Origin of the sequence: Nocardiopsis chromatogenes YIM 90109, assembly GCF_000341185.1 — a bacterium.
GTDB lineage: Bacteria > Actinomycetota > Actinomycetes > Streptosporangiales > Streptosporangiaceae > Nocardiopsis_A > Nocardiopsis_A chromatogenes.
This window is the reverse complement of sequence record NZ_ANBH01000087.1, coordinates 1-16,395: the sequence shown is the minus strand read 5'-3', so window position 1 is coordinate 16,395 and position 16,395 is coordinate 1. Positions and strand designations below refer to the sequence as shown.

General features: G+C 72.3%; 13 protein-coding genes. 7 read left to right on the top strand and 6 right to left on the bottom strand.

The genetic code is table 11. The annotated features are described in order from the left end of the window. Window positions 1-434: 434 nt before the first annotated feature. Both acnA and D476_RS0108875 read right to left on the bottom strand, forming a co-directional pair. The gene (acnA, locus tag D476_RS0108880; RefSeq protein WP_017623592.1) at window positions 435-3,167 is read right to left on the bottom strand and encodes an aconitate hydratase AcnA; all 2,733 of its coding nucleotides are present in this window, start codon (window positions 3,165-3,167) and stop codon (window positions 435-437) included. Window positions 3,168-3,557: 390 nt separating this feature from the next. Beyond that, window positions 3,558-4,490 (bottom strand): LLM class F420-dependent oxidoreductase, encoded by a 933-nt coding sequence (locus D476_RS0108875; protein ID WP_017623591.1) that lies wholly within the window; start codon window positions 4,488-4,490, stop codon window positions 3,558-3,560. A 357-nt stretch (window positions 4,491-4,847) separates the two neighbouring features. Between D476_RS0108875 and D476_RS0108870 the strand changes: the two genes are divergently transcribed. The 5 genes from D476_RS0108870 to D476_RS0108850 all read left to right on the top strand — a co-directional run bounded on the left by D476_RS0108870 (window position 4,848) and on the right by D476_RS0108850 (window position 9,391). After that, complete coding sequence (locus tag D476_RS0108870) at window positions 4,848-5,402, top strand: hypothetical protein (protein WP_017623590.1); 555 nt, start codon at window positions 4,848-4,850, stop codon at window positions 5,400-5,402. 74 nt (window positions 5,403-5,476) lie between these two features. After that, window positions 5,477-6,061, top strand: a complete 585-nt coding sequence (locus tag D476_RS0108865; protein WP_017623589.1) for an RNA polymerase sigma factor — start codon at window positions 5,477-5,479, stop codon at window positions 6,059-6,061. Beyond that, complete coding sequence (locus D476_RS0108860) at window positions 6,058-6,861, top strand: hypothetical protein (protein ID WP_017623588.1); 804 nt, start codon at window positions 6,058-6,060, stop codon at window positions 6,859-6,861. Before D476_RS0108865 ends, D476_RS0108860 begins: the two co-directional genes overlap by 4 nt. Further along, window positions 6,858-7,808, top strand: a complete 951-nt coding sequence (locus D476_RS0108855) for an ATP-binding cassette domain-containing protein (RefSeq protein WP_017623587.1) — start codon at window positions 6,858-6,860, stop codon at window positions 7,806-7,808. The genes D476_RS0108860 and D476_RS0108855 overlap by 4 nt, the downstream gene beginning before the upstream one ends. After that, on the top strand, window positions 7,805-9,391 hold the full coding sequence (locus tag D476_RS0108850) for a hypothetical protein (protein ID WP_017623586.1): 1,587 nt from the start codon (window positions 7,805-7,807) through the stop codon (window positions 9,389-9,391). Before D476_RS0108855 ends, D476_RS0108850 begins: the two co-directional genes overlap by 4 nt. A 227-nt stretch (window positions 9,392-9,618) precedes the next feature. On the opposite strand, the gene D476_RS0108845 is transcribed toward D476_RS0108850, so the two are convergent. Next, window positions 9,619-10,320, bottom strand: a complete 702-nt coding sequence (locus tag D476_RS0108845; RefSeq protein WP_017623585.1) for a potassium channel family protein — start codon at window positions 10,318-10,320, stop codon at window positions 9,619-9,621. Between the two features lie 2 nt (window positions 10,321-10,322). Next, window positions 10,323-10,991 carry a potassium channel family protein gene (locus tag D476_RS0108840; protein WP_017623584.1) on the bottom strand — a complete coding sequence of 223 codons (669 nt, stop codon included), beginning with the start codon at window positions 10,989-10,991 and terminating at the stop codon, window positions 10,323-10,325. Window positions 10,992-11,138: 147 nt separating this feature from the next. Between D476_RS0108840 and D476_RS0108835 the strand changes: the two genes are divergently transcribed. Continuing rightward, entirely contained in the window at window positions 11,139-12,464 is a 1,326-nt protein-coding gene (locus D476_RS0108835; protein WP_394296926.1) for a class I SAM-dependent RNA methyltransferase, read from the top strand. A 427-nt stretch (window positions 12,465-12,891) separates the two neighbouring features. Here the strand turns inward: D476_RS0108835 and D476_RS0108830 are convergent, their stop codons facing one another. Beyond that, the gene (locus tag D476_RS0108830; RefSeq protein WP_017623582.1) at window positions 12,892-13,167 is read right to left on the bottom strand and encodes a helix-turn-helix domain-containing protein; all 276 of its coding nucleotides are present in this window, start codon (window positions 13,165-13,167) and stop codon (window positions 12,892-12,894) included. Further along, on the bottom strand, window positions 13,164-13,940 hold the full coding sequence (locus tag D476_RS0108825; protein WP_152529284.1) for a hypothetical protein: 777 nt from the start codon (window positions 13,938-13,940) through the stop codon (window positions 13,164-13,166). The genes D476_RS0108830 and D476_RS0108825 overlap by 4 nt, the downstream gene beginning before the upstream one ends. A gap of 588 nt (window positions 13,941-14,528) precedes the next feature. Here D476_RS0108825 and D476_RS0108820 point away from each other — a divergent pair. Next, window positions 14,529-16,395 (top strand): AfsR/SARP family transcriptional regulator (locus D476_RS0108820; RefSeq protein WP_239648642.1); only part of this gene is annotated, 1,867 nt, incomplete at its 3' end.

Sequence of the window (16,395 nt, the reverse complement as noted above, 5' to 3'; positions counted from 1 at the left end):
GCCGCGGCGGGGAGGCCCGCCGCCAGGGGCCGCAGGAACCGCCGGGGCCCGGATCGGCGTCGGGGGAGGTCACGCATGGGGACGAGGGTATCGGTGTTCCGGATCTCCCGGATTGCGCGGTCCCGGATTCGGCCCCTCGGATTGCTCGTCGGCCTCGGGAGGACCCGGGCGATCGGGAGGAAAGGCCCGGAATCCGCGCCTGCGGGGCCGTTCCTCCCGAGCCCCGACCTCCGGGTCCCCCGGGACCGGCGCCATCGGCCACAGGGCCGCCGGGACACGAGAAGGCCGCCGCCGTCTCCTGGACGGCGGCGGCCTTCACCTCCTGTCCCCGGGCGGGGTCGCCGGTTCCGGGGGACCGGCCCCGGCGAGAGGGCCGGAGGCCTGTGGTGCCCTGCGGGCGGGCTCGGAGCGCCCGCCCGAACGCGCCTTTCGGGCTACTTCGCGATGAGCTGGCGCAGCACGAACTGCAGGATGCCGCCGTTGCGGTAGTAGTCGGCCTCCCCGGGGGTGTCGATGCGCACCACGGCGTCGAACTCGACGCCGGTGTCGGTGGTCACCTTCACCGTGGCCGGGATGCGGCCCTCGTTGAGCTCGGTGACGCCGGAGATGGAGAAGGTCTCCTCACCGGTCAGGCCCAGCGAGTCGGCCGACCGGCCCTCGGGGAACTGCAGCGGCAGCACGCCCATGCCGATCAGGTTGGAGCGGTGGATGCGCTCGAACGACTCGGCGATGACGGCCTGCACGCCCAGCAGGCGGGTGCCCTTGGCGGCCCAGTCGCGCGAGGAGCCCGAACCGTACTCCTTGCCGCCCAGCACGACCAGCGGGGTGCCCTGCGCGGCGTAGTTCTGCGCGGCGTCGTAGATGAACGTCACCGGGGCGTCGGCGGCGTTCTCGGCCTGGGTGAAGTCGCGGGTGTAGCCGCCCTCGGTGCCCGGCGCGATCTGGTTGCGCAGGCGGATGTTGGCGAACGTGCCGCGGATCATCACCTCGTGGTTGCCGCGGCGCGACCCGTAGGAGTTGAAGTCCTTGCGCTGGACCCCGTTGGCCTCCAGGTACTGCGCGGCCGGGGTGCCCGGCTTGATGGCGCCGGCCGGGGAGATGTGGTCGGTGGTGACCGAGTCGCCCAGCTTGGCCAGCACGCGGGCGCCGGAGATGTCGCCGACCGGCTCCGGCGTGGTGCCCATGCCCTCGAAGTAGGGGGGCTTGCGCACGTAGGTGGAGGTGTCCTCCCACTCGAAGGTGCTGCCGGTCGGGGTGGGCAGGGAGCGCCACCGCTCGTCGCCGGCGAACACGTCGGAGTAGGCCGAGGTGTACATGTCCGAGGCGATCGCCGAGTCGATGACCTCCTGGATCTCCTCGGGCGCGGGCCAGAGCTCGCTGAGGTAGACCGGCTTGCCCTCGCTGTCGGTGCCCAGCGGCTCGGTGGTGATGTCCACGTCCATGGACCCGGCCAGCGCGTAGGCGACCACCAGCGGCGGGGAGGCCAGGTAGTTCATCTTGACGTCGGGGTTGATGCGGCCCTCGAAGTTGCGGTTGCCCGAGAGCACCGAGGTGACCGCCAGGTCCCCGTCCTGCACCGCCTTGGAGATCTCCTCGGGCAGCGGGCCGGAGTTGCCGATGCAGGTGGTGCAGCCGTAGCCGACCAGGTTGAACCCGAGCTTGTCGAGGTAGGGCGTCAGGCCCGAGCGCTCGAAGTAGTCGGTGACGACCTTGGAGCCGGGCGCCAGCGACGTCTTGACCCAGGGCTTGCGGTTCAGGCCGCGCTCCACCGCCTTCTTGGCCAGCAGGGCGGCGCCCAGCATGACCGAGGGGTTGGAGGTGTTGGTGCACGAGGTGATCGCGGCGATCACCACGGCGCCGTGGTCGACCTCGGTCTCGGTGCCGTCGGCCATGGTGACCTTGACCGGCTTGTGCGGGCGGCCGTTGGCCGCCTGCGCGGGGGCGTCGGAGGCCGGGAAGGACTCCTCGCCCGCCTCCTCGGTGGCGTCCTCGACGTAGTTCTTCACGTCGCGGCGCCAGGTGTGCTTGGCCTCCGACAGCGAGATGCGGTCCTGCGGGCGCTTGGGGCCGGCGATGGACGGCACGACGTCGCCCAGGTCCAGCTCCAGGTACTCGGAGAACTCCGGCTCGCTCTCCGGGTCCAGCCACAGCCCCTGCTCCTTGGCGTAGGCCTCGACCAGCGCGGTCTGGGCCTCGGGGCGGCCGGTGAGCCGCATGTAGCGGATGGTCTCGGCGTCGATCGGGAAGATCGCCGCGGTGGAGCCGAACTCCGGGCTCATGTTGCCGATGGTGGCGCGGTTGGCCAGCGGCACCGAGGCCACACCCTCGCCGTAGAACTCGACGAACTTGCCGACCACGCCGTGCTCGCGGAGCATCTCGGTGATGGTGAGCACCAGGTCGGTGGCGGTGGTGCCGGGGTTGAGCCGACCGGTGAGCTTGAAGCCGACCACGCGCGGGATGAGCATGGAGATCGGCTGGCCGAGCATGGCGGCCTCGGCCTCGATGCCGCCGACGCCCCACCCCAGGATGCCCAGGCCGTTCTGCATCGTGGTGTGGGAGTCGGTGCCCACGCAGGTGTCCGGGTAGGCCTGCCCGTTGCGGTTCATGGTGACGCGGGCCAGGTGCTCGATGTTGGCCTGGTGCACGATGCCGGTGCCGGGCGGGACGACCTTGAACTCGTCGAAGGCGGTCTGGCCCCAGCGCAGGAACTTGTAGCGCTCGCCGTTGCGCTGGTACTCGATCTCGACGTTGCGCTCGAAGGCGTCGGGCCGCCCGAACAGGTCGACGACGACGGAGTGGTCGATCACCAGCTCGGCCGGGGCCAGCGGGTTGATCTTGTCGGTGTCGCCGCCCATCTCCTTGACGGCCTCGCGCATGGTGGCGAGGTCGACGACGCAGGGCACGCCGGTGAAGTCCTGCATGATCACCCGGGCGGGGGTGAACTGGATCTCCTGGCTCGGCTTGGCCTTGGGGTCCCACTCGCCGAGCGCGCGGATGTGCTCTGCGGTGACGTTGGCCCCGTCCTCGGTGCGCAGAAGGTTCTCCAGGAGAACCTTCAGGCTGTAGGGGAGCCGCCCAGAGCCCTTGACGGCGTCCAGACGGTAGATCTCGTACGACTCGCCGCCGACACTGAGCGTGTCACGGCTGCCGAAGCTGTTCGCGGACACGGATTCTGCCTCCTGATCTCGCCACTTTCTCCCGCCCATCCTCCCGCACGGGAGGGCCGGGAGATCACTGAGGCCGCCCTCGGTTCCGCGCCCCTGGTGCGGAGGCGTATTCGCCTTGGGCCCCTCCGAGAAACACCGTCCCACCGGCGCCGACGCCCCGGCACGCGCCCCCGCCGACGGGCGCGGGCCCCGTGCGCCGCCGCGGCCGCGCGCGCCGTCGGGCGATGAGGCGCGCACGCCGTGCGACGGTTATCTCGACATCAAGGTATCGAACGGTTATCTCGATATCAAGTTACCTGGGCGGGGCGCGGCCCTCCCGCACCGGCCCGCCCGGAAGGCGGGCCCGGAAGGCGGGCCCGCGGCGCGCCGGGCACGCCGCGCCCCGTCCCCTCACGCCACCTGAGGGGCGACCTTCTCGGCCACCAGCTCCAGGTGGTCCAGGTCGGACAGGTCCAGGACCTGAAGGTACATCCGCTCGGCGCCGATCCCGGCGAACCCGCCGAGCTTGTCGACGACTTCCTCCGGGGTCCCGGCCAACCCGTTGGCCTTCAGCTCCTCCACGTCCCGCCCGATCGCCTCGGCGCGCCGCGCCACCTCGGCGTCGTCCCGGCCGCAGCACAGCACCTGCGCCGCGGAGTAGACCATCGGCGCGGTGCGCCCGGAGGCCGCGACCGCGTCCCGGGTGCGCCCGAACGCCGCCGCCGTGTCCTCCACCGAGTTGAACGGCACGTTGTACTCGTCGGCGTGCGCCGCCGCCAGGCGCGGCGTGCGCTTGGGGCCGGTGCCGCCGATCAGCACCGGCGGGCGCGGGGCCTGCATCGGCTTGGGCAGCGCCGGGCCCTCGGTGAGCCGGTAGTGGCGCCCCTCATACCGGAAGGACTCCCCCGGCGGGGTGGACCACAGCCCGGTGATGACGTCCAGCTGCTCCTCGTACCGGTCGAAGCGCTCGCGCGCCGACGCCGGGAAGGGGATGCCGTAGGCCGAGTGCTCGGCCTCGTACCACCCGGCGCCGAAACCGAACTCGACCCGGCCGCCGCTCATCCGGTCCACCTGCGCCACGCTGATCGCCAGCGGGCCGGGGTGGCGGAACGTCGCCGCCGTCATCAGCGTGCCCAGGCGGATCCGGGAGGTCTCCCGGGCCAGTCCGGCCAGGGTGATCCAGGCGTCGGTGGGGCCGGGCAGGCCGTCCACGTCGCCCATCTTCAGGTAATGGTCGGAACGGAAAAAAGCGTCGAACCGAAGCTCCTCGGCCGCCTTGGCGACCGTCAGCAGGGTGTCGTAGGAGGCGCCCTGCTGCGGCTCGGTAAAGATCCTCAAGCGCATACGCCCCATTGTTCCCCCCTTGCGGCGCCCTGGGTAACGCGCCGCGCGCCCCACACGGTTGTCACCGGCCGTTCCCCTGGCCGTACCCGGCCAATCGCCCGTCCCCGGCGAACCGCCCGCAGAGCCCCGCGCGATGACCGCTCCGAAGCATCCCTCTACCCGGCCGGGAGCACACCTAAGGCCGTCAACCGATCCACCGTGCTCGCCGCCGCCGACGGGGCCGCCGTCTCCGCCGCCGTGACGAGTGCGGCCCTGCCCCCTTCGGCGGCGCGTTCGCCGACGGATCAGGAAGAGGCGACAGCGGCGAATGCACGGGCCGCACCCGCACGGTTCCCGCCGCCGAGGCCGGGGACCACCTTGAGGAGCGGGGCCTCACCCCCCGCGGACGGCCCACTCGACGGCGACACGGTCGGCCGCGATCCCGACCGCGTCGGCGACCGCCCCTACGACATGGACCCCGCCCGGTACGACGGGTTCGACGCCGAGTACGACGACGAAGGCGGTGAACTCCCCGAGGACGTCGGCGCACCCGAGGACTACGGCTCCACCCTGCGGGTGTGGCTCCACGACGAGGTGGAGATCGCCACCGACCTGTACGACGGCGCGGAGGAGACCTACACGGACTGGGACTCCGACATGGAGATCCGGATCGACCGCAGCGAGGCGTTCACCGACGCCTACTTCTCGGCCCTGGACCCGCCCAGGGACGACCGGTTCATGGAGCCCCCCGAGGAGCTGCCGGGCGGCGACGGCTACTACAGCGGCTCCGAGGCCGTGTTCGTCCCCGAACCCGGCGTCGCCGTCGTGGTGGCCCTGTGGCCGGAGGGCTACGCCGAGTGCGGCGACGAGGAGCCCCACGGCGGCCCCGAGGAGGTGCCGGACGCCGTCGAGGGCATCGAGAAGGCGGCCTGAGACGCCCGTGACCGGGGTACCCTCGCTACCCGCGCCGCGGAACCGTTCCGCCCCGCGGCCGCGATAGGACCACCGTGAAGCTGTTCAGACGCGCGAAGCACCCGCCCCCCTTCGACCCCGACGGGAGCGACGCCGCCCTGCTCGCGGCCGTCGCCGACGGGGCCACCGGAGCCCTGGAGGCCCTGCACCGCAGGCACGCCCCCTGGCTGCGGGCGCGGCTGCGCTACCGGTCCTCCGACCCGGACCTGGTCGACGCCGCCCTGCAGGAGACCTTCCTCGCCGTCTGGAAGAACGCCGGGTCCTTCACCGCGCGCACGGCCGACGGGGACGCGGCCGCCTGGTTCTGGACCATCGCCATCCGCCAGCTCATCTCCCAGCTCCGGCGGCGGGCCAACCAGTGGATCGCCGACACCGACCCCGCCCCCTACGAGACCATCGGCGACGCTTCGGCGGAGGACCTGGTGCTCACCCGGGTCGAGCACGGCCCCCTCGGCCAGGCGCTCGACTCCCTCTCCCCCGAGCTGCGCACGGCCATACAGGCCACCGTGCTGGACGGGCTCACCGTCCGCGAGGCCGCCCAGCTCCTCGGCGTGCCCGAGGGGACCGTCAAGACCCGCGTCATGCGGGCCAAGGCCCGACTCCGGGAGCAGCTGGTATGACCTGGCACCTGACCCCGAGGCAACTGGAGGCCTACGCGCGCGGGAGCGCCGACGACGTTGCCGTCATGTCGGCCGAGGCGCACCTGGTGCACTGCCCCGCCTGCCGGTCCGCGCTGCCCGCCGACGAGGCCTGGCTCGCGGCGAGCTGGACCGACCTTCGCGACCTCGTCGACCGGCCCCGCCGCGGCCCGCTGGAGCGGCTGCTGAGCGCGGTGGGCGTGTCCGAGGACAAGGCGCGCCTGCTGGCCGCCACCCCGCGGCTGTACCGGGCCTGGCTGGCGGCCACCGTCGCCGTCCTGGTGTGCGCCCTGTTCGCGGCGCACACCGTGCGCGGCGGCGCCCTGCTGTTCCTGTACCTGGCGCCGGTGCTGCCACTTGCGGGGGTCGCCCTGGCCTACGGGCGCCGCGTCGACCCGGCGCACGCCTTCACCTCCACCACCCCCATGGGCGGCCAGCGGCTGCTGTTCCTGCGCTCGCTCGCGGTGCTGGTCCCGGCGGTGGCCCTGTGCGCGGGCGCGGCGCTGCTGCTGCCCTCCTTCGGCCCGGCCTGGGCGCCCGCCTCCTGGCTGCTGCCCTCGCTCACCCTGGTGGCGGCGTCGCTGGCGCTGACCCGGTGGATCCCGCTGAGCGCCTCCAGCGCCCTGCTGGCCGGGGGCTGGATGGCCGCGCTCGCCGGGGCCGAGCTGGTGCGCACCTGGAACACGGTGCACCTGTTCGGTCCCCCGGCCCAGCTGTTCTGGGCGGTCGCCCTGGCCGCGCTGCTTGCCGCCCACCCCCTGCTGCGGACGGTGCGCGCATGACCGCGGCGACCGGAGACCGCCCGGGCGCCGAGGCCCGGGGCGCCGCCGGCGCCGGCGGTGGCGGTGGCACCGGCACCGGCACCGGCAGCCTGGTGAGCGCGCGCGGCCTGACCAAGCGCTTCGGGCTGCGCAGCGCCCTGGCAGGCATCGACCTGGACATCGGCCCCGGCGTGACCGGGCTGCTGGGCCGCAACGGTGCGGGCAAGACCACCCTGCTGCGCTGCCTGGCCACCGACCTGGACCCCGGCGGCGGCGACCTGGAGGTGCTGGGCTCCTCCCCGCTGACCGCATCGGGGCGCACCCGCATCCGGCGCGGTATCGGGCACCTGCCGCAGAACCCCGCGCTGTACCCGCACTTCACCGCCTTCTCCCTGGTCGACTACATCGCGGTGCTCAAGGAGCTGGGAGGGCGCCGGGCCCGGCACGACGAGGTGCGCCGGGTGCTGGACGCGGTGGGCCTGTACGACCGGCGGCACAGCCGGGTGCGGCGCCTGTCCGGGGGCATGCGCCAGCGCCTGGCGCTGGCCTGCGCCCTGCTGGGCGAGCCCCGGCTGCTGCTGCTCGACGAGCCCACCATCGGGCTCGACCCCGAACAGCGCATCCGCTTCCGCGACCTGGTCTCGGAGTTCACCCATGACCGCGGCGCCGTGCTGTCCACCCACCAGATCGAGGACGTGGGGGCGCTGTGCTCCCGCGTGCTGGTGCTGGACGCCGGGCGGCTGGTCTTCGACGGCTCGCCCGGCGAGCTGGCCGGGCACGCGCGCGGCCGGGTCTGGTCCGCGGCCAAGCGGCCCCGGGACGCGGCCACCGCCTGGCGCGGGCCGGACGGGCGGTACCGGGTGCTCACCCCCGAGGCGGCCGACCCGCCCGCGGACGCGGGCGAGGCCCACCCGGTCGAACCCACCCTGGAGGACGGCTACCTGCTGTTCACCACGGAGCGCGGGTGAGGGCCCGGGCGTTCGCCGCGCTCGCGCGGCTGGAGTTCTGGCGGATGCTGCGCAACCCGCTGCTCCTGGTCGCCGTGGCCTACGGCGCCTGGGAACAGTGGTCGAACCAGGCCACCGCGGTCATGATGGACTGGGGCGGGGTCGTCGACAGCATGATCAACAACGCCCCGTACGCGGCGGCGGGGGCGTTCGTGGCCGCCTTCTTCCCCGGTTCGCGGGAGCGGCGCTTCGGGGCCGACTTGGCGCTGCCGCTCTCCGCCCGGCTGCGGCTGGCCGCGCTGCTGGCGGCGGCGGTGGCCGTGGGGGCGCTCGCCCTGGTGCCGACCGGGGTCCTGGCGATGCGGCCCTGGTCGGGGACGGAGATCGCCGGGGTGCTCGCCCCCTTGGCGCTGGTTATCCCTTCGGGGGTGGGCGCCGCCGCCGCCGCGGGCGGCGTGGCGCTGGGGATGTGGTGCCCCTCGTGGGCGCTGCCCGCGCTGCTCGTCACCGCCGTACCGGTCTACCGCCTGGTCTGGACACTGGCGATCGACCTGCCCCCCGTCCCCGGCCGGAGCATGGTCGAGGGGGTGTTCCTGTTCGCCTGGGAGATGCTGATGCCCACCGGCTCCTACTCGCCGGGCATCTGGAGCATGGTCCCCGGGCACCTGGGCTTCCTGGCGCTGCTGACCGCCATCGGGTGCGGCCTGGCGCTGATCCGTGCCGAGCGGCGGCGCGGCCGCGTGCGCCTGGCCGCCGCGGCGTCGACCGCGGTCTTCGCCGCGGCGGCGGTGGGCACCTACGCCCAGATCGAGCGGATGGAGACCCGCGTGCGCGACACCCTGCTGGAGGGCGAGTGGACGGCCGCGATCGGGCCGGTGCCCGACCGGGTGTGCGAGGAGCTGATCCTGGAGTACTGCGGGTACGAGACCTACGAGTCCTGGTTCCCCATCTGGCAGCGGGCCGGTGAGCCGGTGGCCGCCGCGGTGCCCGAGCGCGCACGGGAGGGCCTGCCGACCGTTCAGCAGAGCACGTACGCCGGTGAGGGACCGATCGTCAACGAGTCGGGACAGCTCCGGGACGGGGTGGTGTACACGGACCCGGCGTGGACCACGACCGGCGACCGGTCCCGTGCCCGGCTGGCCAACTCCATCGCCCTGGCCGCGGTGGGCGCCCCGGAGAGCCTGTCGCCGGAGCAGTGCACGCTGCACGGGCAGGCGCGCAACCCGGTGATGCTGTGGCTGATGGTGCAGGGCGCCGAGAACGAGAGGCAGGCGCTGCGGGACTACCTCCCGCTGGAGCTCGAACGCCCCCCGAGTTGGGACGTGGCGACCGCGCTGGGCATGCTGGACACCCCGGACGAGGAGGTCGCCGCGGTCCTCGACGAGCACTGGGAGGCGCTGGTCGACCCGGCCACCACCGTGGCGGAGGCGACCGCCCTGCTGGGCGTCGAGATCACCCAGCGGCACATGGCCGAGGCCACGGACATTCTCGAAACGCCCTGGTTCGCGACCGAGGAGAACGCGGTGGCCGACGAGGAGTGGCTCACGGTCGAGGGCGATCCCGGGATCGAACTGGAGGTCATGACGCTCGAACCGTGCTCGTGACGCCCCGGCGGCGAGGCCCGCCGGCCGGAGAGGGCACCCGGGAGGACGCGGCCCGAGGGGCGCACCCCGGCCGGAACGGCCGCGGGCGGAACGGACGGCCCTCCGGGCAGGAGCGGAACCGGTGCACGGCCTTCGTGCGCCCCGCTGCCCTGCGGAGGGCGCAGCGCGCGGTCGGCGCCGGGCCCCGGCCCCGCAACCGCCTCAGCGGGTGCGGGGCCGCCCGCGCCTCACGCGGTCCGGTCCCCGTCCGGGCCCAGCAGCTCGTCGAGCGCCGCCACCGTCGCCGCGCTGCTCAGGAACACCAGCTCGTCCCCCGCGCGCAGCTCCGTCGTCGGCGACGGCGGGACCACCGCCCCCGCGCGCACGACCGCCACCAGGACGATGCCCTCGGGCAGGCGCGGCATCAGGGCGCCCGCCTGCCCACCGACGAACGCCGACCCCTCCTCCAGGGTGAGTTCCAGCAGGTCCGTCTCGCCCGACGCCTGGGAGAACGCCTCCGCCCCGTCCGGGTCTCCGCCGTCCGCCCCGGGGCCGTCCGGGGTCCCCTCCAGGAGCGACACCATCAGCCGCGGCGTGGACACCGCGGCGTCCACGCCCCAGGCGTCGGTGAACAGCCACTCGTCCCGCGGGTCGTTCACCCGGGCGATCACCCGCGGGACCCCGAACTCGGTCTTGGCCAGCAGCGAGAACACCAGGTTCACCTTGTCGTCGCCACTGGCGGCGACAGCGGCGTCGAACTCGTCCAGCCGCGCGCTGTCCAGCGACGCCAGCTCGCACGCGTCGGCCAGCAGCCACTCGGCGCCCGGCAGGTCGTCCACGTCGATGGCCCGGGCGCTGCGGTCGATGAGCAGCACCTCGTGGCCCCCCGCGCACATCTCGGCGGCGATGGAGCGCCCCACTGCGCCCGCGCCCGCGATCGCGATCCGCATCCTCAGGACTCCTCTCCCGACAGGCGCTCCTGCACCGACTCCAGGTCACCCACCCGCGCCAGCACGTGCAGCACGTCCCCGGCCCCGAGCGTCTCGTCGCCGCGGGGCAGCACCAACTCCCCGCCCCGCACCAGGTAGGCCACGCGCAGGGGCAGGGCCGACTCCAGCTGCTCCACCCGCTTGCCGTACCAGGACCGGGGCAGCGGGGCCTCGGTCATGGCCAGCGTGCCCGACGGGTCGCGCCACAGCGGCCCCAGGTCCAGGCCGTCGGAGCCGGGCACCAGCCGCCGCAGCACCGTCTCGGCCGTCCAGTGCACGGTGCCCACCGTGGGGATGCCCAGCCGCTGGTACACCTGCGCGCGGCGGGGGTCGTAGATGCGCGCCACCACGTGCCGCACGCCGAAGGTCTCCAAGGCCACGCGCGCGGCGATGATGTTGGAGTTGTCACCGCTGCTGACCGCGGCGAACGCCGAGGCGTCCTCGATGCCGGCCTTCACCAGCACCTCGCGGTCGTGGCCCAGGCCCTCCACGGCCGCGCCCGCCGTGCCGGGGCGCAACCGCCGGAAGGCCTCGGGGTCGCGGTCGATCACGGCGACCGTGTGGCCCATGTCCTCCAGCGTGTGGGCGAGGGTGGACCCCACCCGCCCGCATCCCAGAATCACGATGTGCATGCCGGTGCCCTCTCCTGGCCTCGGTCCGGACGGGACTCAGGCGACGCTACACCCGCGCGGCCCGCGGTCTCGCGCGGCGCGCTCCCTGCGCCCGGTCGGCTAGAGTTGCCGCAGATGGGCGGTGGCTCCGAACCGGTCACCCACGAGATGCCCGTGCGATCCCCGCTCCCCGGAGGTGCCCTGACCGTGCCCGTTTCCGAAACCCGCAGCCGCGTCGGCTCCCGCATCCGCGTGCGCCTGGACGGCGGCGTCGCCCACGGCGGGTGGTGCGTGGGCCGCCACGACGAGCTGGTGGTCTTCGTACGGCACGCGCTTCCCGGCGAGTTCGTGGTCGCCCGGGTCACCGAGGAGACCAAGCGCTTCCTGCGCGCCGAGGCGGTCGAGGTGCTGGAGGCCTCGCCGGACCGGGTGGAGGCGCCCTGCCCCTACGCCGGGCCGGGGCTGTGCGGCGGGTGCGACTGGCAGCACGCCTCGCTGGAGGCTCAGCGCCGCCTGAAGGGGCAGGTGGTCTCCGACCAGCTGCGCCGCATCGCCGGGATCGAGCGCGAGGTCACCGTGGAAGAGCTGCCCGGCGCGCCGGACGGCCTGGGCTGGCGCACCCGCGTGCGCTACGCGGTCGACGAGCAGGGCCGCGCGGGGCTGCGCCGCCACCGCTCCCACGACATCGAGCCGATCGACAGCTGCCGCATCGCCCACCCCGAGGTGGAGGCGCTGGGCGTGACCCGGCTGCCCTGGCCCGGGGTGTCCGAGGTGGAGGCGGTGGCCTCCAGCGGCGGCAACCGCGCCGTGATCGCGGCCCCGCGCGCCTCCCGCCTGCCCGAACTGCCCCGGCCCGAGGCGTCGGCGGCGGTGCTGCGCCGCCTCAAGGGCGGCCGCACCCAGGCGGTGCGCGGCAAGAAGGGTCTGCGCGAGGAGGCGGCCGGGCGCCAGTGGCGGGTGTCGGCGGGCGGCTTCTGGCAGGTGCACCCCGCGGCCGCCGACGCGCTGGTGGAGGCCGTGCTGGAGGCCCTGGACCCCCAGGAGGGGCAGACCGCGCTCGACCTGTACTGCGGCGCGGGGCTGTTCGCCGGGGCACTGGGCGAGGCGGTCGGCCTGGAGGGGCGCGTGCTCGGCGTCGAGGGCGGCCGCGAGGCGGTCCGGGACGCCCAGTACAACCTTCAGGACCTGCCGCACGTGCGCATCGAGGGCGGCGACGTCGAGGGCCACCTGCGCGAGTGGGCCGACCTGCGCGCCGACATCGCGGTCCTGGACCCGCCCCGCGCGGGCGCCGGGCGCGACGTGGTGCAGACGCTGGCGTCCATGCGGCTAAAGCGCGTGGCGTACGTGTCCTGCGACCCGGCGACCCTGGCCCGGGACCTGGCGACGTTCGAGCAGAACGGCTTCGAGCTGACGGCCCTGCGTGCGTTCGACGCCTTCCCGATGACCCACCACGTGGAGTGCATGGCGGTACTGACCCGCAAGAGCAAGAAGTAGGGCCCCACCGCTCGCCTGGGGAGACACCGGGCGGACGGCCTGAGGGGCGGTCACGCCGACCGGGGAGGCCGACGGCGCGTCCGCCTCTTCAATTCCGGTCCCGGGTCGCCGAGTACCCCGGGAGGCACTCCACCCACACCGCGCCTACGACCGCCTGGCCCTCGTTCTTCAACGGCGTATGGAGGTCGTCTCCCCGCGTTCGGAATACGGAACCCGAACCCCGTGTCCCAAATCGGCTATGAGGGTTCTCATTAGGTCGATCAGGCCTCTCCCATTACGCACCATCACCCGGGCACGGCGGCCCAGCAGTCCGCCACCGGGCGACGGATCAGGCAAAGCGGGGACATGCAGCGCCGTGCGGCCCCATGGCCGGTACCACAGGGCCGCACGCCGGTGGGCACACGAGGGCCTCACTCCATCTTTCTAGTCAGAAGCCGGTCCCCGAGGAGTTCGCATCCGGTTCCCGGTCCACGCTGTACACCGGGCCATCCTCAATCCCGAGGACGTGCATCAACCCGCTGGTCGGAACCCGGTACCTCCCTCCGACACGGAGGACGGGACAAGGGAACTCGTCGTCGCGGACCAGTTGGTAGGCGGTTGTCCGGCCGATCCCGAGCGCTCGGGCCGCCGTCAGCAGGTCCACTACCACGGGCAGGTCGAACATCTCGGTGAAGCTGATTCCGCCCTCCGCGGGGTACTTCATGCTCGCCTCCCCCTGGGGGGAAACGGCCGGGGGCCCACCCGGCGTCCTGGCCGCCGCTTCTTACGGAGATTGTGGCGCATAGATCGCCTCCTCGTCCTGTCGTCAGTGCCGGTGTCGGTGTCGATGAAGGCAACATCGCAGAGGTACTCCAGGCGCCCTCGGAAGCACAGCGGGGCACGCAACCCGTCCGGGGCGTCCGGACGGTCGACCCACACGTCCAAGCCCTTCACATGCGGAGCACCAGCCTCCCCGTCGGACGCGGTAAGCGCGCGGTCCTGGGCGATGCTCTCGATCTGACTGGACGGGAGCTCCCGGTGGCCGTCGCGAGCGTAGTTCCACGCCCTGGTACGCGCCGCGCAGATCAGGGAGTGATCGGAGAGGCGGCTCGCGGCGTCCGGGGCCGCCAGTTCCTCCAGGAGGGCCAAGATCATCTCAGCCTCCACATCCGACCGATTGGCACGCAGACGGGCGCAGACGCGGTGGACCGTCCCGGTCAAGCGGGGCAGTGCCAGCCAGATCAGAAGGAGCTTCCCGGTGTCATGTGAGGTGTTGTCACTCAGCGCAGTTCGGAGCACCTCCTTCCAGACCGCGGCGGCGAACTGCGGGGCGGAGCCCTTCCCGTACAGCGCCGCGTGCGCCCCGGCAGCGGTAAGCACGACCTGCTCCGCCCTCTCGGCGTCCGTAGGAACGGTCAGGAGGACCGCGCTGTCGACCCAAGGGGCATGGAAGTGCCGCCTCACCGAGGCGAACACGCTGCTAGATCGCGGATGCATCAGGAAACATCCTCTCTGTGAGTTGAGAGTGCCGATGGTGTCGAGCTACTGGACGGGCGTGAATACCGGGGGTGATCACATCAACCCATATATCGGTGGAGCACAAACGCCTGCAGGTACCCCATTTGCCGCATACGTAGGCAGTGTTGGTCATGTCGACCGGGAAATGCCGTCTTCGGCCACGAGCATGTGACAGGTACGGGAATGCCTGAATCTCGCCGATCGGAGGCGTTCAAGGGGGCGAGGCGAGTGGGCGCCCGCCCGGGACGGGCGCCCACGAGCCGTTGAGCTCAGCCGGCCTCGGAAGGCGAGGCGGTCGACGGCTTGGTACGCGGGGCCGCCGACGTGGTGCCCTCGATCCGATCGGCCGCCCGTCGACGGACGCTCGGCGGCCACCCCGAGGACATGCGCTTACGACTGACCCGACGGTTTCGCTTACGGTGGTTCACAGGACCTGTGGTTCCTTCCAGATGGGTCGTTACATGTTTCCGCCGCAGTATTCTGCTTCTGCGAACGGCTGGTGCCATGGTGCCCGAGTCGAGAGCGACCTGCAGGGCGGAAACTGAGGGAAAACTGAGCCATGGACGCATGAAGGAGCAAGCGCATGTGAAACGGCGTACCGCAGCGCGGCTGAAGGCGGTGCCGTCGCGGGGCCGGATCTCTGCTTCCATCACGGAGAAAGGGAGGGCATTGGAGGGGGACGTGCTGGGCCCGGTCAGAGCCCAAGGGGACGGCGGCGGAAGGGTCTCCGAAGGTTCAAAGGCGGCCGCGCTGTTCGCACTCCTGGTGACATCACCGGACCGCCGGAGTACCAGGACGAAGATCGCCGAAGTCCTCTGGGAAGGCAATGAGAACGCAGGTCACCTGGTGGACCGTGCCGTCTCCGATCTGCGGAAGCAACTGGGCCGGGAGGTCGTGCCACAGGGCAGATCGGGTTACTGCACACTCCACCTGCCGGAGGGCAGTGTCGATCTGCTCCGCTTCCGCGACCGGGTCGCGAGAGCCGAAAAACTGGACCATCACAAGCGATTCGAACTACTCAGTGAGGCCCTGGACGAATGGGACGGCGACGAACCGCTACGCGGGCTGACCGGAAGCGGCTTCCATCTGCGTCGGGAGGAGTTGCGGGCCGAGTTGCTGGCCGCCGTGTATGACCGGATGGACGCCGCCTGGAGGTCCCGGAAGAGAACGTGGCTCCGCGACGAGACGGAGAAGTGGTTCAAGCGCGAGCCGAACCTGCCTCAGGTCTTCCGGTTCTACCTGCTCGCCCGCGCCGACTTACCTGAGGGCCGACGTGAACGGCTCATCGAGGAGTGGACGCAGCGCAACGGTAGCCCGGACGCCGACGTGCAGAGCGCCATCGACGTGGCCCGGGGAGCCACCTGCCGACCGGGCGGGATGTTCCTGCCCCCCGTGCCTGACCAGTTGCCCGGCGGCGGACGCAGGCCGCTCGGGCAGGACCGACTGATCCGCAGCCTCTTCGATGCTGTGTGCGAGGAACAGGACTCCGGCAACCTGGCACTGGTCCTCATCAGTGGCATGGCAGGGGTCGGGAAGAGCACGGTGGCCCACTATCTCGGCCGTCAGATGCGAGAGCGATTCCCCGACGGGGTGCTCTATAAGAACCTGAACGGATTCGCCGACGGAGATGAGGGGCCTGCCGACCCGGACCAAGTCCTGGACGGGTTCCTGGCTGCGTTACCGCCCTACTCCACGGTGACCGGACCGGAGAGCAAAAGCCACGCCCTGCGTTCTGCACTGGCTCACCGCTCGGTACTCATCGTCCTCGACGACGCGTTCGACGCTCAGCAGGTCTTGCCGCTACTCCCCGGAGACGGTACCTGCGCCGTGATCATCACCAGTCGCAACGATCTCTTGCGCCTTCAGTCCGAGAGAAAGGTGCTGTTCCGCAGGATGGAGCCACTGCAAGAGGCAGACGCCCTGGAGGTGCTGCAGGAAGAGGTATCGGCCAAAGACCGGGCGCACTACGCCCATGAGTTCAGAGAATTGGTTCGTCTCTGCGATCGTCTGCCGCTGGCCCTCACCGTGGTGGCCCAGCTTCTAAAGGGCGGTGCGCGCCCGCTGCGTACTATCCGCGCCCTGGTACGGGAGATGAAGGGGGAACGAGCGAAGCTGGATACGCTGCATCTGCCTGAGCACGAACTGTCGGTCCGTGCTGCGCTGAACTGCTCCGTGCGGGTGCTCAGTGACGAGGCCAAGCTGCTGCTGTGGCAGCTCACCGTCCACCCTGGGCCCACCGCCTCCTGGGAGGCCGTGATGGATCTTGGGAGGGCAGCGGGCGAAGGGGCGCGCACTGACCGTGCCCTAGTGGAACTCGTGGCGGCGAACCTGGTGGAGCTCAAGGGCGATCGATATGGGCTGCACGACCTGGTACGGGCCTTCGTCCGCCAGCACGTGCAGCCGGGGTCGGACGATGAGACGGCCAACATCAAGC